We start from the raw sequence: 21,546 nt of genomic DNA on the forward strand, positions 1-21,546 counted from the left end.
TTGCTAAGTGATGGTTATGCAAGGTTGGCTTCGGCACGGAAAAGTGGCATCGGCAATCGGTTTTCTGATTCTGATTGCTCTGATTTGGTTTATCGGTCCCTGGATGGGTCTGGCTTCCCAGGAAGCTCGCCTCGGCTGGATTCTCGGGGTAATGCTGCTATGGGTACTAAGCTTGCTGGTAGGGCAGGTGCTGACTCGCCGTGCGGGTGGCTTACTGGAAAAGATGCTGCGCAAGCAAGCCGATGACGCGGTAATCGGTGCCGATGCCGGCAAGCGGGCCGAGGTGACGATGCTGCGGCAGAAGCTGCTGGCGGCTGTGGATACCCTGAAAAAGTCCAAGCTTGGCAGCAGCAGTGGTAGTGCAGCGCTATACGAACTGCCTTGGTACATGATTATCGGCCACCCTGCCGCGGGCAAGAGTTCGGCGATTCTGCAGTCTGGGCTCACTTTTCCGTTTAGCGATAAGAGTGGCATCCAGGGGGTGGGTGGAACGCGCAATTGCGATTGGTTCTTCTCTACCGAAGGGGTGTTGCTGGATACCGCCGGCCGTTATGCGACGCATACCGAAGATCGTGTGGAGTGGCTGGAATTCCTCAAGTTATTGAAAAAGTACCGGGCTAAGGCACCGGTAAATGGCATCCTGATCGCCATCAGCCTGCCCGAGTTGGCTCAGCATAATAGTGAAGGCTTCGCTACCTACGCTCGGCAGATTCGCGAGCGTATTCATGAAATGTGCAATACCTTCGGTGCACAGGTGCCTGTGTATCTGATGTTTACCAAGCTGGATTTGCTGGGTGGTTTTGGCCAGTTCTTCCTGGATGCCGACGACGAAGCGCGTGCCCAGGTATGGGGTGCCACCTTGTCTGCAGAGCAGGGTAATGGTTTTGATGTTGGTACTGTTGTGGCGCAGCAGTTTGAATTGCTGTACCGCGGCCTGGTTCAGCTTGGAGAAGACAAGCTGGTGCAGTATCGCGGCAGCCAGGTGAAGCCTGCCCACTTTGCTTTTCCGATTGAATTTCATGGGCTTAAGCCGGCAGTTGTCAAATTCATCAAGCTGTTGCATGAAGAAGATCCCTATCACGCACGGCCCCTGTTGCGCGGCTTTTACTTCACCAGTGCACTGCAGGAAGGTGTGCCGCGCATCGTGGCCGCCAATCGCGTGCAGGGCCAGTTTGATCTCAGCCCTTTGAGCAAGGACGCCAAACAGCCGCCGTCTTCGTACAGTTTTTTCTTGCGCGACTTCTTTCGCGATGTCCTTTTCCCGGATCAGCATCTGATTTCACGGCAGACCGCACCCGGTGGCGGGCGTTTGCGCATGGCCATGATGGGTATTGGTGTATTGCTGTTGGCGGGACTGGCCGGGGTATGGTCGTGGACCTATATCGGCAACCAGCGGCTGATCGAACAAATCGCGGCTGAGCGTGTTGAAGCCGGCAAATTGGCGGCTAGTGGCCAGCTGTATAATAAATTGAAGTCTTTGCAGCTGCTGCAGCAACGTCTGGAAGAGTTGCAGGCTTATCGCAAGAATGGCGCGCCGTGGCAGCTTGCCTGGGGGCTGTACCAGGGCGATGCGCTGGAAGCCGGGCTGCGTGCTGAGTATTTTGCTGGTTTGAAGCAAGTGATGTTGCAACCGGTACAGCGCAATCTGGAAGCCACTCTGGTGGCCTACAAACCGCAAGCGGAAGCTGCGCCTGTTGTTGTTAAGCCCGTGCCAGTGGTCACCGATATGCCCAAGCCCGTGGCAAAACCGCCAGTCAAGCCCAAACCGCGTCCGCCGCGCCATGGCAACAGCCTGCCCAATATCAAGTTGAGCGCGCTGGACTGGTCACAGAAAGCGACTGCTGCCGAGAGTTCCAGCCCTACCGCAGAAGCTGTGCCGGCCACGACCACAAACAATCAGTCGCGCCAGCTCGATGCCGGCTACAACGCACTGAAAACCTATCTGATGCTGCATGATCACAAGCGTATGGATGAGGCGCACCTGATTGACCAGATTCCGCGGTACTGGCGGCCCTACCTGGAAAGTCAGCATGGGCAGTATTCCGTGGACGAGGTCATGGGTGTTGCCGAGAAACTGGTGGCCTTTTATGTCAGCCAGATCCATGAACCAGACCTGCCGGTCATCGAAAACAACGCTCAGGTCGTCTCCGCTGCACGTGAAGTGCTACGGGGCTCTTACAAGCATCTTTCTGCCGAAGAGCGGGTGTACAACGAAATTCGCGCTCGCGCCAATACCCGCTTTGCCCCTTTGACGGTTGCCCGCATCCTTGATAATCGCGATCTGGACATCATGGCCAGTAGCCAAATGGTTGAAGGTGCGTTTACCAGAGAAGCCTGGAATACCTACGTCAAAACTGCGATAGATGAGGCGAGCAAGGGTGAAATCCGTGGTGATGACTGGGTGCTGGCCTCCTCGATTCAGGACAATCTGGGGCGTGATGGCAATATCGAGAAAAACCGTGCAGCCTTGATGGCGCTTTATCGTGCTCAATATATCGCGGCCTGGAAAAAATTCTTGCCGGGTGTCACCACGCGCGACTTTACCAGCCCTGCGCAATCGGCATCGGCATTGACTCGCCTGGCAGACAAGCAAAACTCGCCGGTGAAGCTGATTCTGGCGCGTGCCGCAGTGGAGACGGCCTGGGATAACCCGTCAGAACTGAATCGCTCGCTGGAAAATGCCAAGCAATCGGTGCTGGAGAAAACGGCCGATTTCATCAAGGGTAATGACGGGCAGACACAGCCCAAAACCGATAAGCAATATGGCGAGGTAGGGCAGGTATTTGCCGGAGTAGCCTTGCTGGTCAAGGGGGATAATCCGCCCATCAATGGCTATCTTGATCAACTGGCCAAGCTCAAGGCCAAGCTGGCGGGAATTGCATCTACCGACGAACCCGGTCCGCAGGCTCGCAATACCCTGCAAGCCACGCTGAATGGGTCTGGCTCGGAATTGGCCGATACAACGTCCTATGTCGACAACTCCCTGCTCAGTCAGGTGCCGGCTGACACTGCCGCAATGGTACGTCCGATGCTGATCCGGCCGTTGTCGCAGTCCTATTCGGCCATCCTCACTCCGGCACAGCAGGATATCAACCAGGCCTGGGCGAATGAGGTATTGCCGCAATGGCGTCAGCTGGCCAGTAAGTATCCCTTCAGTGATTCCAGCACCACGGCTTCCGTTGCCGAGATCAACCGCTTTGTCAAAGCCAATGATGGCGTGCTGGACAAGTTCATCAACAAGTATCTGAACGGTTTGGTGCAGCGCAAGGGTGACACTTTGGTGCCGCGTGCCTGGGGGAATCAGGGCATGCGCTTCAACCCGGAGTTCCTCACCAGCGTTGGTCGCCTCAGCTCATTGGCAAGTAACCAGTTGCAGGATGGTGAAAACAGCCGTTTCGAATTGCAGCCACAGCCAACGCCGGGACTGTCCGATATTTCCTTCGTGATAGACGGCCAGGAGCTGCGCTATCGCAACGGACCACAGACATGGCAACCGTTTACCTGGCCTGGCAGCGATGCCGGCGGCGGTGCACGTATCCAGGTGGTGTCCTACAGCGGGGCGGTCAGTGTCATTGCCAATCAGTCTGGCCGCATGGGTCTGATGCGTTTGTTGGCCAGTGCCAAAGTAACGCAGGACAACCCTGACATGGCCCAGTTGAGCTGGTCTGCCGGCAAGGCCGCCGATGGCCAGTCCGTTCATTTCAATTTCCGTATGGTCGGTGGAGTCAACCCTTTGCAATTGATCAAACTATACAAATTGACGCTGCCCGAGCGTGTGACCTTGTAACAGGAAAACAGTCACATGGCCTTTAATTTCAAACGTGCTCAAGATGTGCCGGCGCAGTTTTGCATTTTTGGCAAACTGCCCCGCCGTGGCGACTTTGTCCGCATCAATGCGACACATCCGGCCGCTACTCAGCTGGATACGGTATTGGCAGAAAGTATCCGGCAACTCGACTCCGATGCCCGGATCGATGAATACCGCGCCATGCCACCCACTTCGTTTGTCATCCGCTCGCGTGATGGCGCCTGGCTTTCGCTGGGGGTGATACATCCCAGCCATGATGAAAGTGGTCGGAATTACCCGCTGGTGGCCGCGTCCTTGCTGCAGTCCGATGGCCCGCAGCCGCCGATCGCCGTGCTGATGCTGTCCAATGAGCTGTTTTTCAATGGCTTGCAAGAGCAGCTTGGCAACGCCATCGACAATGCGGTCGAAATGCTGGCCTGCAGACAATACCTGGAAGAGCAGTCGATCTTCGGTGCTAGCTCTGTGGCAGACCTGGAACTGGCAGAGCAATTGCTCAGCAGGCATCTGTCTTTGACCCACCCAGATTATCTGGCGGGGTTGCTGCGCCAGCATGGCGATACCGATCTCGAAGCCTTGTTGCTGTCATTTGTGTTTCACAGCCAGTTGTTGCGCAAATTCAAGGACAGCTTGTCGGCGCAAACATATTTGCTGCCGCTGCCTGCCGGTGATGGCGAGGATATGCTGGCCGCCGTGACTTGGCTGTCACTGTTTTCTGCGGCCACTGCCGGTATGCGGGACATCCCGGTGCAGTGCCTGATTATCCGTCAACCACAGGCCAGCTATCTGGCCCTCGTGCCGGGTGCATTGAGTGAGCATCTGCTGGCACAGTGCTGGGGTGTACCCCTTGATGCCCGTTTCATCATTGATGTTGATGATGAGCAGGCGCCGTGGCGCAACCATCAGTCCTATGCGGAGGCCGCCTATATTCTCAGCCGGCGGCTGACTGATCCGCACTTTTCGGTAGCTCAGCTTTGCGATGTGATGGCCAGCCTTTCGCGCAGCCTTGTTTAATATTTTTGGCGATTAGTTCAAACCTTGGGGAGTCATGATGGCTAACGAAAGTACACAAAAGAAATTGTCGCGCGTACGTCCGCCGCGCGTGCAGATTACCTACGACGTTGAGATCGGCGATGCCATCGAAACCAAGGAGCTTCCCTTTGTCATGGGTGTGTTGGGTGATTACGCGGGCCACAGCAAAGAGCCGCTCCCCAAGCTGAAAGAGCGCAAGTTTGTACAAATTGACCGCGACAATTTTGATGAAGTGCTCAAGGGCATGGCACCTCGCTTGGCAATGAAGGTGGACAACAAGCTGGTTGATGACGAAAGCCAGCTGGGTATTGAGCTGAATTTCCAGAACCTGGCCGATTTTGAACCGCAAAACGTGGCCCGCCAGGTTGAGCCATTGAACAAACTGCTGGCAGCACGCCAGCGTCTGGCCGATCTGCGCAACAAGATGGCAGGCAATGACAAACTGGAAGAGTTGCTGGATGACGTAGTGCGCGATACCGAAAAGCTGCGGCAGATCAGCAAGGGCAAGAATGACAAGGTGGGTGAATAAGCGATGAATGCGGAACAACAGCTCAATACGACCGAACAGGCTGCTGCAGCCAATACTTCCAGCTTGCTGGAAAGCATTATCGAGCAGAGTCATGTTGCCACCAATGACAGTGAAAAAGGCCATGCCCGGGATTTGATTTCGGAGTTGGCCGAGCAGGTGCTGGAAGGCAGCGTGACCATTTCGCGTGATCTGAGCGCCAGCCTGGATGCCCGTATCGCCGAAATCGATGCGCTGATTTCCGATCAGCTCAATACCATCATGCACCAGCCTGATTTTCAGAAGCTGGAGGCCTCCTGGCGTGGCCTGAACTATCTGATCAAAGAGTCTGAAACCAGCACCATGCTGAAGATCAAGGTGCTCAATGTTTCCAAGAAAGACTTGGTCAAGGATTTCAAATCAGCGGCTGAGTTTGATCAAAGTGCACTGTTCAAGAAAATCTACGAAGAAGAGTACGGTACGTTCGGTGGTGCCCCTTATGCCGCATTGGTGGGGGATTACGAGTTTACCCGTCATCCGGAAGACTTTTACCTGCTGGATGAGCTGTCACATGTGGCTGCCGCAGCCCATGCGCCGTTGATTTCCGCTGCGGCCCCCGGACTCTTCGGCCTGGAAACCTTTGCCGATATTGGCAAGCCGCGTGATCTGGCCAAAATATTCGATACAGTTGAGTATGCGAAATGGAAGTCGTTCCGTGAGTCCGAGGATTCGCGTTATGTCGGCCTGGTATTGCCGCATGTGCTGGGGCGTTTGCCGTATGGACGCGACAATGTCCCGGTGGAAGACTTTGATTTTGAAGAAAATGTCGATGGCAGCAACCATGACAAGTATCTGTGGACCAATGCGTCCTATGCCTATGCTGCGCGCCTGACCGATGCTTTTGCCCAGTACGGCTGGCTGGCAGCCATTCGCGGGGTCGAGGGTGGTGGTTTGGTAGAGGGCTTGCCGGCACATACCTTTAAAACCGACAACGGCGAAGTGGCCTTGAAGTGCCCGACCGAGGTGGCGATTACCGATCGAACCGAGAAATTGCTGTCGGATCTGGGATTGATTTCATTGGTTCATTGCAAGAACACGGATTATGCCGCCTTCTTTGCCGGCCAGTCGGTACAGAAAGCCAAGACATACAACACCGATGCTGCCAACGCCAACGCCAGATTGTCGACCCAGTTGCCGTACATCTTTGCGGTATCGCGCATTGCGCATTACATGAAATCCATCATGCGCGACAAGATCGGCAGTTTTGCTTCCCGCCAGAATGTGCAGGACTACCTTAATACCTGGCTGGCGCAGTACGTATTGCTGGATGACTCGGCCAGTCAGGAAGCCAAGGCGAAATATCCTTTGCGCGAGGCACGGGTGGATGTAGTTGAAGTACCGGGCAAGCCTGGTGTTTACCGTGCCGCTGCGTTTTTGCGTCCGCACTTCCAGCTTGATGAGTTGACCATTTCGTTGCGTCTGGTGGCAGAGTTGCCGCAGCCCGCAGCTTAATTGGTGATTGTGGAGGGTGTCCTCCGTTTTGTTCCTGCTTTAAGGAGAAGTAATAATGGCTTTTGATGCATTTCTGAAAATTGATGGTATTCCTGGTGAAAGTACTGACGACAAACACAAAGACTGGATCGAAATCCTGTCCTTCGCCCATGCTCTGGAACAGCCGGCACAGTCCACTGCCAGCTCGGCCGGTGGTGCTACTGCCGAGCGTGTAAACCATGCTCCTTATCAAATTACCCACTTCCTGGACAAAGCCAGCCCGAAGATTTACGAGGCTTGCTGCACCGGTAAGCACATCAAGGAAGTGGTGATTGAGCTGTGCCGTGCTGGTGGTGACAAGGTGAAGTACATGGAAATCAAGATGGAGCAAGTCCTGATTTCCAAGGTTGAGCCGACCGGTTCCGCGAATGATGCCGGCTTCCCCAGCGAGAAGGTCAGCTTCTCCTACGGCAAGATCAAGTGGACCTACACGCAGCAGAAGCGTGCTGACGGTACTGGCGGCGGCAATGTAAGCGCCGGCTGGGATCTGACCAGCAACAAGACTATCGCCTAATTCCTGTGAATTGAGCATAGCGCCCGCTCCGTCCGGAGCGGGCTGTTTTTCGCTTTTCTCGGATGTTTGTCATGAAGCAATTCTTGTTAGCTTGCCTGTTTTCGTCGCTGTTGGCTGGATGTGCCAACACGTCCCATCCGGTGGACCCTGCTGCAGTAGCCGCTGCACAGAAAATGGCTGCTGAACGCGCTGCACTGGAAAAAAAGATTGATGCCAATATGGCGATTGATCCCAATTTCATCCCCTTTGACAAGATGAGCCCCAAGCTGGATCCGGTAGGGCAGGGGCAACTGCTGCGTTTGCTGCCGCAATTGAAAGCCAGCAAAGCCATTGCCATTCGCGGTCATTGTTATCGTGGTGATGTAGGGAATGCCAAAGCCGCCGCACAGGCACGGGCTATTGAAGTTAAAGATTTTCTGGTTGGAACCGGCGTGCTGGAAAGCAGAATTTCCATCCGTTTCGATACCGAGCGCAAGGCTCACGGAACGCAGCTGGTTTTCAAATAATCTGCGTGCTCGCAGCCCTGCTGCCGTCTTGCTGGAGCGCGGCAGCGCTGCTTGTGCGCCATCTGCTTTTTGCCAGTCGGCCGGGGCCTAGATGGGTTTGGCTTTGTTCCGGGGGGCCGCTGGTGTTTGGTGGCAGGTTGGCGTGGAGGTTTCGGCGGCAAAGTACTGCTGCAGATAGTTTTCCAATGCAGCCGCATCCAGTGGCCGGGCATAGAAATAGCCCTGAAAGGTATCGCAGCCGTTTTCGCGAAGAAAGGCCACTTGTTCGATCAGCTCTACGCCTTCGGCCGTGATGCCCAGCATCAGGCTTTTGGCCAGCATGATGATGGCCTTGCACACGGCGGAGTCCTGGCTGAGTGCCGGCGTGTTGCAGATAAAGGAGCGGTCTATTTTTAGCCGGTCTACTGCCAGATCTTTCAGTACCGCCATGGACGAGTAGCCAGTGCCGAAGTCGTCGATGGCGACGGATACGCCCACGGCTTTCAGTTCTTTCAGTATGCGTTTGCTGTCCTCCAGCGATTGCAGCACGCTTTCGGTGATTTCCAGTTCCAGCAGATGGGGTGGCAGGCCGGAGTGTTCCAGCACCGCGGCCACGCGCTGGCGAAAATCCGCTTCGACAAACTGCATGACCGACACATTGACCGCCACCTTGAGCGGGTAGTGAAAGGTGGTGTTCCAGCGTTGTGCTTCGATGCAGGCTTGTTCCAGCACCCACATGCCGATTTCCTGGATCAGGCCGCATTCCTCTGCCACCGGAATAAACAGGGCCGGCGGGATGTTCTGCTCGCCATCCTGCCAGCGCAGCAGGGCTTCGAAGCCAATCAGCACGCTGTCCTCTACCCGGATCAGCGGCTGGTAGTGCAACTGGAAGCGCTGTTCCTTGACGGCCTGGCGCAGCCGCTGTTCCAGCCGCAGCCGTTCGTGTACTTTTTCCGCCATTGATTCATCAAAGGTGCAATAGCGCCGCTTGCCGGATTCCTTCGCCTCGTACATGGCACTGTCGGCGGCGCTGAGTAGCTTTTCTGCGGTGCGGCCGTGCTGCGGGTACATGGCAATGCCGATGCTGCAGGTGACCACGATGGTTTCATCACGGGTTTGCATCGGCTGTTCCAGCTTTTCCAGCAGACGCCCGGCAATCGCCGTGCAGTCTTCTTCGCTGCTGTGCGGGCAGATGATGAAAAACTCGTCGCCACCAAAGCGCACCGGGATGTCCGAGCGGCGCACGGTTTCACGAATGCGTTGTGCCACCACTTTCAGCAACTGGTCGCCGGTGGCGTGTCCCAGCCCGTCATTGATGAGTTTGAAACCATCCAGATCGATGAACAGCAGGCCCATGCGGCTGCCGTTCATTTCTGCGCGCTGCAGTTCAATGGCCAGTTGTTCGTTCAGCAGGTAGCGATTGCCCAGTTCGGTCAGCGCATCATGAAAGGCCATGCGGTTCAGTTCGATTTCGGCTTTCTTGATGGAGCTGACATCGGTGCAGCCGATGATGTAGTGCGAGGGGAATTCATTATCGTAAGACACCAGGCAGATGTGTTCCCAGGCGGGGAACTGCTCACCGTTCTTGCGCTGGCACATCACTTCGCCATGCCATCCCACCTCTTTCATCTGGCTGATGCTGTCGTAAAAGTCTGGGGTGTGCTTTTTGACATGCAACAGTTCGTCGATGTCCTGCCCCAGTATTTCCAGCAGGGAAAAACCGGTCATGCGCAAGAAAGCCGGGTTGGCGGATTTCACCAGCCGCTCGGCATCGATCACCACAATCCCCTCGGCCGTGGACTGAAACACCGCGCCGGCTTGCTGCAATAGCTGTTCGGATTTGATACGTTCGCTGATGTCGCGCAGCACGCCAATTTGCTTGGCGCTTTCCTGCCATTGCGGCTCGTACTCCTGTACCGACATCTCCACCCAGACTGATTCGCCATCGTCCGGGGTGATGGTGGTAATCATGTCGACGCGGCCGCGATCCTTCAGTAACTGGTTCAGCCGACTCTGGTCGGCGTGCTCCAGCAGACGCATGAACGGTGGTGCGGCTTCCTGACGTGGCTCCATGGCCAGGCCGGTGATCTTGCCGAAGTAGCCCTGGCCGGTAAACAGCGATTGTTGCTGATCCCATTCCCAGATGCCCAGCTGGGCGGTTTCCACGGCCAGCATCAGCAGTTTTTGCTGCTTGTGCACTTCGAGCTCGGCGGTGCGGCAGGCCAGCGCCATGCGGATGGTGGCGTTCAGTTCGCGCAGCTCGAAGGGTTTGAGCAGATAGCCGTATGGCGCACTTTTTTCGGCCTGTTGCAGGATGTTTTCTTCGGCAAAGGCAGTCAGGTACACCACGGGGATATCCAGTTGCTGGCGGATGATCAGCGCTGCGGCAGTGCCGGACATGTCGCCTTCCAGATGAATGTCCATCAGGATGAGGTCGGGCCGCAGTGCGGTGGCGCTACGAATGGCCTCTTCGCCGGAGGCGCAGTTGGCGACAACCTCGAAGCCCAGGCTTTGCAAGGCAATTTTCAGATCCAGCGCCACGATGCGCTCGTCTTCTACGATCTGGATGCGGTGGGCCATGCTTACTCCCGGATGAGGTCTGGAATGGTCAGGGTAAAGCAGCAGCCCTGGCCTGGTGCCGTATCTAGCGTGAGGGTGGCCTTCAATTGCTCGGTCAGCATGGGGAGCAATTGAAAACCCAGGGTGGTGGTGCTGCCCAGCCCTACGCCAGGCGGGCAGCCCTTGCCATTGTCGCGAATCTCCAGCTCGACGCTGGCGGCGCTGCGCATGCCAATTTCCACCTTGCCGGGGCTGCCGGGCGTGAAGGCGTGCTTGCAGGCATTGACCACGATTTCGTTGAGGATCAGCCCGAAAGGAATGCTGTTTTGCAATTCCAGATAGGCCTCCTCGCCCTCGCGCTGAAAGCTGAAGGTGATATGGCTGCCATAACCGGTGCTGACATCGCGCAGCAGATGGGTCAGTCGTTCGATATACACCGACATCGGGATGCGGGAGAAGTCATTGCGCTCGTACAGCAACTGGTGGATCAGCGCCATCGAGCGCACATGGTTCTGGCTGTCCAGCAAGGCCTTGTTGACCTCGGCCGTAGCGTTGCGCGATTGCAGGCTGAGCAGGCTGGAAATCACCTGCAGATTGTTTTTTACCCGGTGGTGTACCTCGCCTAGCAGCACGGTTTTTTCCTGCAGGGCCTTTTCCAGCATGGTCTTGGCGTGGTGGCGCTCCGAGACGTCGGTCACGCAGGCCAGTGTCAGCAATTCGTCGCCCACCTGCATTGGGTTCAATCCGATTTCACAGGGAAACTGCGAGCCATCCTGACGGCAGGCAAACAGTGGTTTGCGATTGGCCATGCTGCGGGCCGAGGGCTGGCGGAAAAAGCTGCTGACATAGGCTGCATGCTGCGGGTGCTGGTCGGCAGGCAGCAATTTGTTCATGGACTCTCCCACCAGCTGGTGGCGGCTGTAGCCGAACAGCTCTTCCATACGGCTATTGATCAGCCGGATCACCCCGCGCTCGTCCACCATCATCAGCCCGTCCGGCGTGGACTCCACCACCTGGCGGAAATAGGTTTCGCTGATTTGCAAGGCCTGCTCGTTCTGCTTTCTGGCGGTGATGTCGATGCCAGAGGCGATCAGGTTGCAGATTTGCCCGGCATCGTCCCGCAGCGGGGTCAGCATGAAGTCGATGGTCATGCGGCTATCGTGCTTCATGCGTACCACCACGTCGTAGCGTATGGTTTCACCCTCGGCCGCGCGGCTGATGGCCTGGCGCAGCGCGGACTGGATGTCCGGGTCGTAATTCCACCAGTAGCAGTCCCAGAACGGTTTGCCTTGCACGGCGGGCAAGTCGAGGCCGGCCTGCTCCAGTGGTGCGCGGTTGGCTTCCAGCAGTACGCCTTCGATGCTGAGCACGCCGACAAAGGTGAACAGCGCATCCAGCACCTTGCGGATACGCTCGCTGCTGCTGCGTATCGCCATTTCCGCCTGTTTTTTCAACGAGACATCTTCCACCATGGCGATGATGCCGCAGGCCGTACCGTCCTTGTCGAAGCGAGGGTGGTAACTGGCATTCCAGTAGGTGATGCGGCCGGAGCCGGGCGGTATTTCCTCGCTGGCCTCAAAGTCGCATTCGGCCACGCCGCTGCGCATCACCTTGTGCATGATGGCTTCCAGTGCCGGGCCGATCAGCGGCAGGATGTCACTCGGCCGGCGGCCAAGGTGCTGGCTGGCGGGCAGGCCATTGGAATCGGCCAGCCGGCGGTTGATGTGCTGGTAGCACAGCTGACTATCCAGAATCGCAATGCCGATGGGAGAGGTCTCCAGCAAGTCCGCAACCAGTTTTTCCATGCCCTTGTCCCGCTATGCCGTGTATGGCGACTGAATAGTCAGTATGGGTAACGGAAATGAGTATTGAAAGTATTGAATTGGGCATGTGGTGATCACTTAATGCCGCTGTTGCTGGCATGGTTTTGTAGAAATAGGCAAAAAACGAGGAGCCGCCCCCGCAGCTGGCCGCTGCATTCTGCCCGCGCTGGCACGGCGGTCGGCTGCTGGCTGGTGCGGGTGGCGCAGGCTGGTGCGGGTGGCGCAGGCTGGTCTGGTGGCGGGCTGCTAGCTGGAGTGTTTTCCAGGCCGGCCAGAATATATTTGAATGAAATGATCGGGGTTATTTTAAATGCAGCAATTATTTTATCCTGGTTTTAATATATTCATTCGGATGGCCGAATAAATAAACATATTGCCGTTCGGATTTTCGAATGAATATTTTTCCCATGTGAATATCCATAAAACCTACGTTGCGCCGGATATACGAACTGGTTAGCATGCACCCGTTGTTAGATCAAAGATTATCAGTGTGCCGCTTGACAGGATATTGTCACGGCTTTGATAGTCACGAATAAGACCGGCTAATAAAACTCCCGCACCGGTGTTGCGCCTCCTTGCCGTACTGCTTGTACTGTCAGTGTTGGCGTGCCTTGGTCCGGGTTCTTTGCGAGGTTTTGTTAGCAGCTCTAAATATGTGAAACCAACGGGAAAAACATCGTGTCAGAAAATCAAGGTGACAAAAAGCTGCAGCGCGGGCTTGAGGCACGGCATATCGAGCTGATCGCCCTGGGCGGTACGATCGGTGTCGGGCTATTCATGGGCTCGGCCAGTACGCTTAAATGGACGGGGCCTTCGGTATTGCTGGCTTATGCCATTGCCGGCGTATTTATCTTCTTCATCATGCGTACCATGGGCGAGATGCTGCATACCGAACCGGTAGCCGGCTCCTTTGCCTATTACGCCTATAAATATCTCAGTCCATACTGGGGTTATCTGACAGCCTGGGCTTACTGGCTGATGTGGATAGCGGTGGGTATTTCCGAGATTACCGCCGCCGGGGTCTATGTGCAGTACTGGTTCCCCTCCATGCCACAGTGGGTACCGGCGATTGCCTTTGTCGGCATTCTGGCCGCGTCCAATCTGCTGGCCGTGCGGCTGTATGGCGAATTTGAATTCTGGTTCGGCCTGATCAAGATTTCCACCATCGTGGTGATGATTCTGGTGGGGCTGAAGCTGATTCTGGTAGGCGGTGCTGACATGCCGGCCATCGGTTTTGCCAACCTTACCCAGCACAGCGGCTTTTTTGCCGGCGGCTGGCAGGGCTTCCTGTTTGCGCTGTGCCTGGTGGTGGCTGCGTATCAGGGGGTGGAGCTGGTAGGCATTACTGCGGGTGAAGCCAAGAACCCGCAAGTCACGCTCAAGCGCGCCATCAACAACATCATCTGGCGCATCCTGATTTTCTATGTTGGTGCCATCTTCGTGATCGTGGCCATTTATCCGTGGAACCAGATCGGCAGCAGTGGCAGCCCCTTTGTGCTGACTTTTGCCAAGGTGGGGATTGCCGCCGCAGCGGGTGTCATCAACTTCGTGGTGCTGACTGCGGCGCTGTCTGGCTGCAATAGCGGCATCTATAGCTGTGGCCGCATGCTGTATACCCTGGCGCAGAACAAGCAGCTGCCGTCCTTCCTGGCCAAGGTGTCCAAGGGTGGCGTGCCGGTTAACGCGATCTGGGTGACCATTGCCTGCATCGGCCTGGGTTCGGCGCTCAACTACATCATTCCGAATCCGCAACGCGTGTTCGTGTATGTCTACAGCGCCAGCGTGTTGCCCGGTATGGTGCCTTGGTTTGTGGTGCTGGTATGCCAGGCGCGCTTCCGTCTGGAGCATAGCGACAAGATGGCCAGCCATCCCTTCAAGTCCATCCTGTTCCCCTTCACCAACTGGCTGACCATCGCCTTCCTGGTGTGCGTGCTGTTTGGCATGCTGGTGAACCCGGATACCCGCGTCTCGCTGTTTGTCGGCAGCGGCCTGCTGCTGGCGGTGTCGCTGGTGTACAAGATGTTCAATCTGGGGCGTCATCACCAGCCGGCCATGGTGGCCGCCGAGCGTGATTGAGTAAGCGCTACGGCATACTGCGGTATGCCGGTGCCAGTAGAAGGGCGTGCTGAACGGCGCGCCCCCAGGCTGCTGACAAAGTAAACTGGTGCGATCTCACTGGACCCGGCAAAGCCGGGTCTCTCGACTAAGTGATTGATTCCGCAGCCTTCCAATTTACTCCCAATCCCCCCGCCCTTGCCCTGCAAGGGAGCCTCGCTTTCCTTTCGAAAAGCGAGAGGGGTTTGTCAATAATCTGGGGCGTGCCGAACGGCGCGCCCTTTTTTATGGTGAAGTTTCAGTCGAATACGGTGGTGCTGCGTTGCAGGCGGGCACCCAGCCGGCTGATTTCGGTTACAAAATCCTGTGCCTGCGCCTCAAAACCGGGCACCGGGCTGCTGCAGTCTTCCAGCAGGATGAGCTTGCGGGCGAAGTCTGGCCCCAGATGGCGCAGCAGGCTGCGCACCGAGCTGGCCACGCAGTGAGACAAGGCTTCGCCGCCAATCAGCACGCGGTCTGCGGCCAGTAGGGGGGGCAGTTGGCTGCGGTCGAAGCAGGTGGCGGGGTCGTCCGCGCGTGGCACATCGGCCTCGAAGGCGGAAAAGTGCTCGGTCAGCGGATTGAGCCCCTTGAACAGCAGTTGCATTACCCGTTGCCGCTGGCATTCCCACTGCTGCAAAGCCTCATTCAGATTCTGCTGGATATTGTGTCCCCAACTGCCTACCAGGCAGTGCGGCGGCCACACATACAGGCTGCTCTGCTGCAGATAGGCGCGGACCTCGGCCAGCAACGACGGGTCGGCCGGCAGCCAGCGTCCGCTGTCGACATCTTCCAGGCTGATCGGGGTGTGCAGCGGCGACTCGCCATTTGGGCCGCGCCAGAAGGCGGGGTGGGCGATGTCGTAGCGATGGTGGCTGTCCAGCGTCACCGTGATGCCGTCCAGCTGCTCACCATGACGGCTGATCAGCTGCGCCAGCCGCTGCAGGTCGGCATTGGCGCCGCTGACCGGCAATGCAGCTGGTGGCAGGTCACAGAAATCGTTCTGGGGGTCGATGATCAACAGGTGATGGCGCATGGTGGGCTCGCAGCTTGGTGAGCCGGATATTGTGCGGCAAGCGCGGTTTTCTGGACAGGGTGGGGGCAGGGCCTTGCCTGTCGCAGTGGCCGGATTGGTCTCGCCGTTGCCGCCAGTTGCTTCCTTTGAACCGAGCAGGCTTGCCATGTCATCGACTTCTGGCATTATAAATTTTCATTTCAATGACTTTGAAGGAGTGGTTATGGGACTGCTGGATACCCTGGGTGAAGTAGCTGGTGCCATTGCTGCCGTGGAGGCAGCCGAGAAGCTGGATCCGGATGCGGGCCTCCTGACCAAGGGCATTGCTGCCGTGGCCGGTTTCAAAGGCGCAGGCGCACTGGAAGACATGCTGGAGAAGAAGGACGAGAGCGCCAGCGATGCCGGGCAGGGCGACCAAGCCCAGGCCTGAAGCGCTTATCTGCCAGCCCGTGCCGACCTCCATCGGCACGGGCTTTTGCATGGCTGGCGCTAAGCTAATCATATTGTTTCATTAGCTTTTATACTGCTAACAAGTTCATTTATTCTTGGTTATGGATATAAAAGGGCTCTGCTAAGGTGCTGCTCATTGACATGACGCACTGCGGAAAACCCACCCATGACCGTTCTCGCCATTCTCGGCAGCCCCAGCAAGAATTCACGTACCGCCCGCCTGATTGAGCGCAGCCACGCCGCGCTGGCTGCGCTGGATATCGAGCTGCACACCCTGTCCATCCACGATTTTCCGGCTGAAGCGCTGCTGCACGGCCAGTTCTCCCACCCCGCCGTGCAGGATTTTCAGCGCCAGGTGCAGGAAGCACGCGGCCTGATCATTGCCACCCCGGTGTACAAGGCCGCCTATGCCGGTGCGCTCAAGGTGCTGCTGGACCTGATCCCCGAAGGTGGCCTCGCCGGCAAACCGGTATTGCCGCTGGTCAGTGGCGGCAGCCCCGGTCATTTGCTGGCGGTGGATTACTCCATCAAGCCGGTGCTGGCCGCACTCAAGGCCAGTGCCATCCATCAGGGCGTGTACGCGGTGGAGTCGCAGATTGGTGCTGATGCAGAGGGCCAGGCCGAACTGGCCGAGGAGCTGGAACAACGCCTGCAAACCGCCGTGCACGAGTTTGCCGCCTTGCTGGGAGTCAACGCCCCGGCCCCGCATGCGCCGCGCTATGCCAATGATTTCATTTCCCGGCTGATCAGCCTGTAAGGAGCGCCTGCATGGCCATTTCCCTGTTGAAGAAAACACTGGGCCTCGCCTTGCTGGCTGCCGTTTCGCTATCGGCCCAGGCGCTGGAGCTGAATGTCGGTTACCAGAAAAGTGCCATCAATCTGGTGTCGCTGAAGGCGCAAGGCACGCTGGAAAAGCAGCTGGCGCCGCTGGGCGTGACGGTGAAGTGGTATGAATTCCAGGCCGGGCCGCCGATTCTGGAAGCCATGAATGCCGGCAGCGTCAGCATCGGCATGACCGGTGATTCACCGCCGGTATTTGCCCAGGCTGCCGGGGCCAATATCGTCTACATCGGCCAGGAGCCGTCCAAGCCGGAATCGTCGGCCATTCTGGTGCCTGCCGGTTCTGCCATCAAGAAACTGGCCGATCTGAAGGGCAAGCGCGTGGCCTTTACCAAGGGCTCCAGCGCTCACTACCTGACGGTGGCTGCGCTGAAAAAGGCCGGCCTGCAGTACGGCGACATCCAGCCGGTTTATCTGACACCGTCCGAAGCACGGGCTGCTTTTGAGCGCGGCAGCGTGGATGCCTGGAGCATCTGGGACCCGTACTACGCCGCCGCCAGCCGTGCCGGAGGCGTGCGGGTGCTGTCCAGCGGCAAGGGCCTGAGTGCCAACAATACCTTCTATCTGGCTGCGCGCGATTTTGCCCAGGCCAATCCCAAGGTGATTGCCGCCGTGTTCAAGGCGCTGACCGACAACAACAAGCAGCTGCGCGGTGATGTGCAGCAGGTGGCGAAAACCCTGTCCGGCTACACCGGGCTGGAGGCAGAAACCTATGCCGCCATGCTGGCGCGCCACCCGGACTACAGCGTCAGCTATGTCAATGCCAAAACCATTCAGCAACAACAACAGGTGGCCGACACCTTCCACGCGCTGGGCCTGATTCCCAAGGCCATCAAGGTACAAGACGCGGTGTGGAAGCCCTGAGCCCCGCCCAAGAACAAGACAAAATCAAGACAGGAATAACAAGCATGCAGATTTTCTGGTTTTTCCCCACTCATGGTGATGGTCGTTATCTGGGCAGCCCGGAAGGCGCGCGCACGGTAGACCTGGACTACCTCACCCAGATTGCCCGTGCCGCTGACAGCCTGGACTTTGATGGGGCACTGATTCCCACCGGTCGCTCTTGCGAAGACCCATGGGTCACCGCCGCTACGCTGATTCCGGCCACGCAGAAGCTGAAATTTCTGGTCGCGGTACGGCCCGGCATCATGTCGCCCACCGTGGCGGCGCGCATGGCTGCCAGCTTTGACCGCCTGTCGCAAGGCCGCTTGCTGGTAAATGTGGTGGCCGGGGGGGACCCGGTGGAGCTGGCCGGTGATGGCAGCTGGCTCAGCCATGACGAACGCTACGAAGCCGCCAGCGAGTTCCTGCATGTCTGGAAGGGTGTGCTGGCTGGTGACAAGGTGAATCTGGACGGCAAGCACATCAAGGTGAGCGATGCCCAGCTGCTGTATCCGCCGGTGAGCAAGCCTTATCCGCCGCTGTATTTCGGTGGTTCTTCCGACGCCGCACATGATCTGGCCGCCGAGCATGTGGATGTTTACCTGAGCTGGGGCGAGCCGCCGGCCGAAGTGGCCAAGAAGATTGCCGATGTGCGCGCCCGTGCCGCCAAGCTGGGCCGCACGGTGCGTTTCGGCATCCGTCTGCACATCATCGTGCGTGAAACCAATGAAGAAGCCTGGGCCGCTGCCGAGCGCCTGATCAGCCGGCTGGACGATGCCACCATCGCCAATGCGCAGAAAACCCTGGCGCGGGCTGACTCCGAAGGCCAGCGCCGCATGGCGGCCCTGCATGGCGGCAGCCGCGACCAGCTGGAAATCTCGCCCAATCTGTGGGCCGGCATCGGTCTGGTGCGTGGCGGGGCGGGCACGGCGCTGGTGGGCGATGGCCCAACCGTGGCGCGGCGCATGCAGGAATATGCCGAGCTGGGTATCGAAACCTTTGTCTTCTCCGGCTATCCGCACCTGGATGAAGCCTACCGCGTGGCGGAGTTGCTGTTCCCGCATCTGCCGGATCGTCTCAAGGCCGGTATCAGCCAGCAGCCTGCTGGCGAGGTGATGGCCAACCAGCTGCTGCCCAATGAGCAAAAGCTGTCTGCCGCTTCCTGAGGAGTCATTTCATGTCATCTAGCCTGTTTTCTGCTGCTGGCCTGTTGCGACAGGCCGGGCAGCGCCTGCTGCCCTGGCTGGTGCCGCTGCTGCTGGTGATTGGCTGGCAGATTGCCTCGCTGGCCGGCTGGCTGAACCACCGGGTACTGCCGGCTCCCAGCGAAGTGCTGGTGGCCTTCTGGCAACTGCTGATCAGTGGCGACCTGTTCCGTCATCTGGCCGTCAGCTTTGCCCGGGTGGCTGCCGGCTTTGTCATCGGTGCTGGCCTTGGCCTGCTGTTTGGCCTGCTGACCGGCGTGTCGCGCCTGGGCGAGTCACTGTTTGATACCACCTTGCAGATGCTGCGCAATATCCCGCCTTTGGCCATTCTGCCGCTGGTGATCTTGTGGTTTGGTATCGATGAATCGGCCAAGGTATTTCTGGTGGCCTTTGCCGTGCTGTTTCCGGTGTATCTGAATACCTATCACGGCATTCGTTCGCTGGACCCGCAGTTGCTGGAAATGGCGCGCAGCTATGGCTTGAGTGGCCGCGAGCTGTTCCGCCAGGTGGTGTTGCCGGGGGCCTTGCCGTCGATTCTGGTGGGCATCCGCTACGCGCTGGGCATTGCCTGGATCATCCTGATCGTGGCGGAAACCCTGTCGGCGACCAGTGGCATTGGCTATCTGGCCGCCAATGCCCGCGAATTCCTGCAGACCGACATCGTGGTGTTGTCCATCCTGCTGTATGCCGCACTGGGCAAGGCGGTGGATGTGGCCGCCCGCCTGCTGGAAAAACGCTGGCTGCGCTGGCATCCATCCTACTTTCAGGCTGCCTGAGGAGAGTCATGATGAAACTGGACGATCTCAAGACCGATCAGGCCATCCACCTGCATGGCCTCAGCCGCCGCTTTGGCGAACGGCTGGTGCTGGACCAACTGCAACTGCAGATTCCCCGAGGCCAGTTCCTGGCCATTGTTGGCCGCTCCGGCTGCGGCAAGAGTACCTTGCTGCGGCTGCTGGGTGGGCTGGATCAGCCCGATGGCGGCCTGCTGCAGCAGCCGGCCGGGCAAAGTGTGCGGGTGATGTTTCAGGAAGCGCGGCTGCTGCCGTGGAAAACCGTGCTGGACAATGTGGCGCTGGGCTTGCCAGCCAGCCGCCGTGGCGAGGCCGAGCAGGCATTGGCAGAAGTAGGCCTGGCCGAGCGCGCCGGCGAGTGGCCGGCCCGGCTGTCTGGTGGCCAGCGCCAGCGTGTGGCACTGGCGCGGGCGCTGGTGCATCAACCGTCCTTGTTGTTGCTGGACGAGCCCTTGGGCGCGCTGGATGCACTGACCCGGCTGGAAATGCAGGGGCTGATCGAGAAACTGTGGCAGCAGCATGGCTGCACCACGGTACTGGTGACGCACGATGTCAGCGAGGCGGTGACGCTGGCCGACCGGGTGGTGCTGCTGGAGGAGGGCCGGGTGGCGCTGGACTTGCCGGTGGATCTGCCGCGCAGCCGCACCCATGCCGACCCGCGCTTTGTCGCACTGGAGCAGCACATCCTGCAGCGCGTGTTGCAGGGGCCGGCTTTTACCACCCCATTCACTGCTGTCGCACCGGCCGTACCGCTGCATTTTTCGCAGCTGAACTGGGCCTTGTAAGCCCATCACCCAAACATCACCAGGAAAATATCATGAGCATTCAATCCATCAATGTGCGCAACCAGTTCAAGGGCGTGATCAAGGAAATCATCGAAGGGCCGGTGCTGTCGGAAGTGGATGTGGAAACCCCGTCCGGCATTGTTACCTCGGTCATCACCACCCGCTCGGTGCGCGAGCTGCAACTGAAAGTGGGCTCGCCGGTGGTGGCCTTCGTCAAATCGACCGAAGTGTCCATCGCCACGCTGGCCTGAGGCTGCAAGGGCGGGTTAGTCGCCCGCCCTTGTGCGGTACGCGGCCAGGTGAGTGTGCAGGCTGTCTGCTGTATCCAATATTCTCTAAAACGATATACAACGAAATTTTTATTATTTTTGGTTTGGGCGTACTGCCGCTAGACTTGCCACTCCTGACGGGTCACCCCCGTCCTTCACCCGCTTTCTGCCCGACCAGGGCAGGGGATAGAACGCAGACGGTATGATAGAAGTACGCAATCTCAGCAAGCATTTCACCCATGAAGGCCGCCGCATTGCTGCGCTGGACAATGTCAGCCTGCAAGTCTCCACCGGGGAAATCTACGGCATCATCGGCCGCTCCGGGGCCGGCAAAAGCACCCTGATCCGCTGCCTCAACCTGCTGGAACGGCCGGATAGCGGCACGGTCACGCTGGGCGAGCAGGAGCTGACCGCCTTGCCGGAAGCTGCCCTGCAGCAGCGTCGCCAGCGCATCGGCATGGTGTTCCAGCATTTCAATCTGCTGCGTTCGCGCACCGTGGCCGGCAATGTCCGCTTTCCGCTGGAACTGGCCGCTACCCTGAGCCCGGCGCAAATGGATGCGCGGGTGGACGAGCTGCTGCAACTGGTCGGCCTGTCCGATCACAAGGACAAGCGTCCGGCGCAATTGTCCGGCGGGCAGAAGCAGCGCGTGGGCATCGCCCGCGCCCTGGCCAATCACCCTGATCTGCTGCTGTGCGATGAAGCGACCTCGGCACTGGACCCGGAAACCACCGATTCCATTCTGGCCCTGCTGGCCGATATCAACCGCCAGCTCAATCTCACCATCGTGCTGATCACCCACGACATGCGGGTGATTCGCCAGCTGTGCGACCACGTGACCGTGATGGATCACGGCAAGGTGGTGGAGAGCGGCCAGGTGCTGGATGTATTCCTGCAGCCACAGCATGCGGTTACCCGCAGCCTGCTGGCCGAAACCG

The 21,546-nt window shown here is 58.3% G+C and carries 18 protein-coding genes and 1 pseudogene; 16 read left to right on the forward strand and 3 right to left on the reverse strand.

Going from position 1 to position 21,546, the window contains the following annotated elements; all coding sequences use genetic code 11:
- Positions 1 to 10 precede the first annotated feature (10 nt).
- From tssM to FAZ30_RS14675, 6 genes are all read left to right on the forward strand, one after another.
- Positions 11 to 3,787, forward strand: coding sequence for a type VI secretion system membrane subunit TssM (tssM, locus tag FAZ30_RS14650; RefSeq protein WP_137009681.1), 3,777 nt, complete (start codon positions 11 to 13; stop codon positions 3,785 to 3,787).
- Positions 3,788 to 3,802: 15 nt separating this feature from the next.
- On the forward strand, positions 3,803 to 4,819 hold the full coding sequence (gene tagF, locus FAZ30_RS14655; RefSeq protein ID WP_124641507.1) for a type VI secretion system-associated protein TagF: 1,017 nt from the start codon (positions 3,803 to 3,805) through the stop codon (positions 4,817 to 4,819).
- 34 nt (positions 4,820 to 4,853) lie between these two features.
- Entirely contained in the window at positions 4,854 to 5,366 is a 513-nt protein-coding gene (tssB, locus tag FAZ30_RS14660; RefSeq protein WP_233578287.1) for a type VI secretion system contractile sheath small subunit, read from the forward strand.
- A 3-nt stretch (positions 5,367 to 5,369) separates the two neighbouring features.
- Positions 5,370 to 6,854: a type VI secretion system contractile sheath large subunit gene (gene tssC / locus FAZ30_RS14665; protein ID WP_124641505.1), complete on the forward strand. Its 1,485-nt coding sequence runs from the start codon at positions 5,370 to 5,372 to the stop codon at positions 6,852 to 6,854.
- A gap of 55 nt (positions 6,855 to 6,909) precedes the next feature.
- Positions 6,910 to 7,407: an Hcp family type VI secretion system effector gene (locus tag FAZ30_RS14670; RefSeq protein WP_103525758.1), complete on the forward strand. Its 498-nt coding sequence runs from the start codon at positions 6,910 to 6,912 to the stop codon at positions 7,405 to 7,407.
- Positions 7,408 to 7,478: 71 nt separating this feature from the next.
- Positions 7,479 to 7,913 carry an OmpA family protein gene (locus tag FAZ30_RS14675; protein ID WP_158613537.1) on the forward strand — a complete coding sequence of 145 codons (435 nt, stop codon included), beginning with the start codon at positions 7,479 to 7,481 and terminating at the stop codon, positions 7,911 to 7,913.
- A gap of 87 nt (positions 7,914 to 8,000) precedes the next feature.
- Here FAZ30_RS14675 and FAZ30_RS14680 read toward each other — a convergent pair whose 3' ends face one another.
- Positions 8,001 to 10,472 (reverse strand): two-component system response regulator, encoded by a 2,472-nt coding sequence (locus FAZ30_RS14680; protein WP_124641502.1) that lies wholly within the window; start codon positions 10,470 to 10,472, stop codon positions 8,001 to 8,003.
- A 2-nt stretch (positions 10,473 to 10,474) separates the two neighbouring features.
- Positions 10,475 to 12,256, reverse strand: a complete 1,782-nt coding sequence (locus tag FAZ30_RS14685) for a PAS domain S-box protein (RefSeq protein ID WP_137009682.1) — start codon at positions 12,254 to 12,256, stop codon at positions 10,475 to 10,477.
- A 63-nt stretch (positions 12,257 to 12,319) separates the two neighbouring features.
- Between FAZ30_RS14685 and FAZ30_RS14690 the strand changes: the two genes are divergently transcribed.
- Positions 12,320 to 12,613 (forward strand): hypothetical protein, encoded by a 294-nt coding sequence (locus FAZ30_RS14690; protein WP_137009683.1) that lies wholly within the window; start codon positions 12,320 to 12,322, stop codon positions 12,611 to 12,613.
- A 339-nt stretch (positions 12,614 to 12,952) separates the two neighbouring features.
- On the forward strand, positions 12,953 to 14,350 hold the full coding sequence (locus FAZ30_RS14695) for an amino acid permease (protein ID WP_124641498.1): 1,398 nt from the start codon (positions 12,953 to 12,955) through the stop codon (positions 14,348 to 14,350).
- Between the two features lie 277 nt (positions 14,351 to 14,627).
- Here FAZ30_RS14695 and FAZ30_RS14700 read toward each other — a convergent pair whose 3' ends face one another.
- Positions 14,628 to 15,404 (reverse strand): cysteine hydrolase family protein, encoded by a 777-nt coding sequence (locus FAZ30_RS14700; protein ID WP_137009684.1) that lies wholly within the window; start codon positions 15,402 to 15,404, stop codon positions 14,628 to 14,630.
- A 202-nt stretch (positions 15,405 to 15,606) separates the two neighbouring features.
- Here FAZ30_RS14700 and FAZ30_RS14705 point away from each other — a divergent pair, with 202 nt between their 5' ends.
- The 8 genes and pseudogenes from FAZ30_RS14705 to FAZ30_RS14740 all read left to right on the forward strand — a co-directional run.
- Complete coding sequence (locus tag FAZ30_RS14705; RefSeq protein WP_124641494.1) at positions 15,607 to 15,813, forward strand: hypothetical protein; 207 nt, start codon at positions 15,607 to 15,609, stop codon at positions 15,811 to 15,813.
- Positions 15,814 to 15,999: 186 nt separating this feature from the next.
- A complete protein-coding gene (ssuE, locus tag FAZ30_RS14710; protein ID WP_137009685.1) occupies positions 16,000 to 16,590 on the forward strand; it encodes an NADPH-dependent FMN reductase in 591 nt (196 codons plus the stop codon).
- A gap of 11 nt (positions 16,591 to 16,601) precedes the next feature.
- Entirely contained in the window at positions 16,602 to 17,537 is a 936-nt protein-coding gene (locus FAZ30_RS14715) for a sulfonate ABC transporter substrate-binding protein (RefSeq protein ID WP_124641490.1), read from the forward strand.
- Between the two features lie 44 nt (positions 17,538 to 17,581).
- Positions 17,582 to 18,721: an FMNH2-dependent alkanesulfonate monooxygenase gene (gene ssuD, locus FAZ30_RS14720; protein ID WP_137009686.1), complete on the forward strand. Its 1,140-nt coding sequence runs from the start codon at positions 17,582 to 17,584 to the stop codon at positions 18,719 to 18,721.
- A gap of 11 nt (positions 18,722 to 18,732) precedes the next feature.
- Positions 18,733 to 19,536 (forward strand): aliphatic sulfonate ABC transporter permease SsuC, encoded by an 804-nt coding sequence (gene ssuC, locus FAZ30_RS14725; protein WP_124641486.1) that lies wholly within the window; start codon positions 18,733 to 18,735, stop codon positions 19,534 to 19,536.
- Between the two features lie 8 nt (positions 19,537 to 19,544).
- Positions 19,545 to 20,339 carry an ATP-binding cassette domain-containing protein gene (locus FAZ30_RS14730; RefSeq protein WP_137009687.1) on the forward strand — a complete coding sequence of 265 codons (795 nt, stop codon included), beginning with the start codon at positions 19,545 to 19,547 and terminating at the stop codon, positions 20,337 to 20,339.
- Between the two features lie 32 nt (positions 20,340 to 20,371).
- Positions 20,372 to 20,590: a TOBE domain-containing protein gene (locus FAZ30_RS14735; protein WP_103525746.1), complete on the forward strand. Its 219-nt coding sequence runs from the start codon at positions 20,372 to 20,374 to the stop codon at positions 20,588 to 20,590.
- Positions 20,591 to 20,810: 220 nt separating this feature from the next.
- A pseudogene (locus tag FAZ30_RS14740) lies at positions 20,811 to 21,542 on the forward strand (methionine ABC transporter ATP-binding protein); the annotation flags it as partial.
- Positions 21,543 to 21,546: the final 4 nt, after the last annotated feature.

This window comes from Aquitalea aquatilis, assembly GCF_005155025.1.
Classification (GTDB): Bacteria; Pseudomonadota; Gammaproteobacteria; order Burkholderiales; family Chromobacteriaceae; genus Aquitalea; species Aquitalea aquatilis.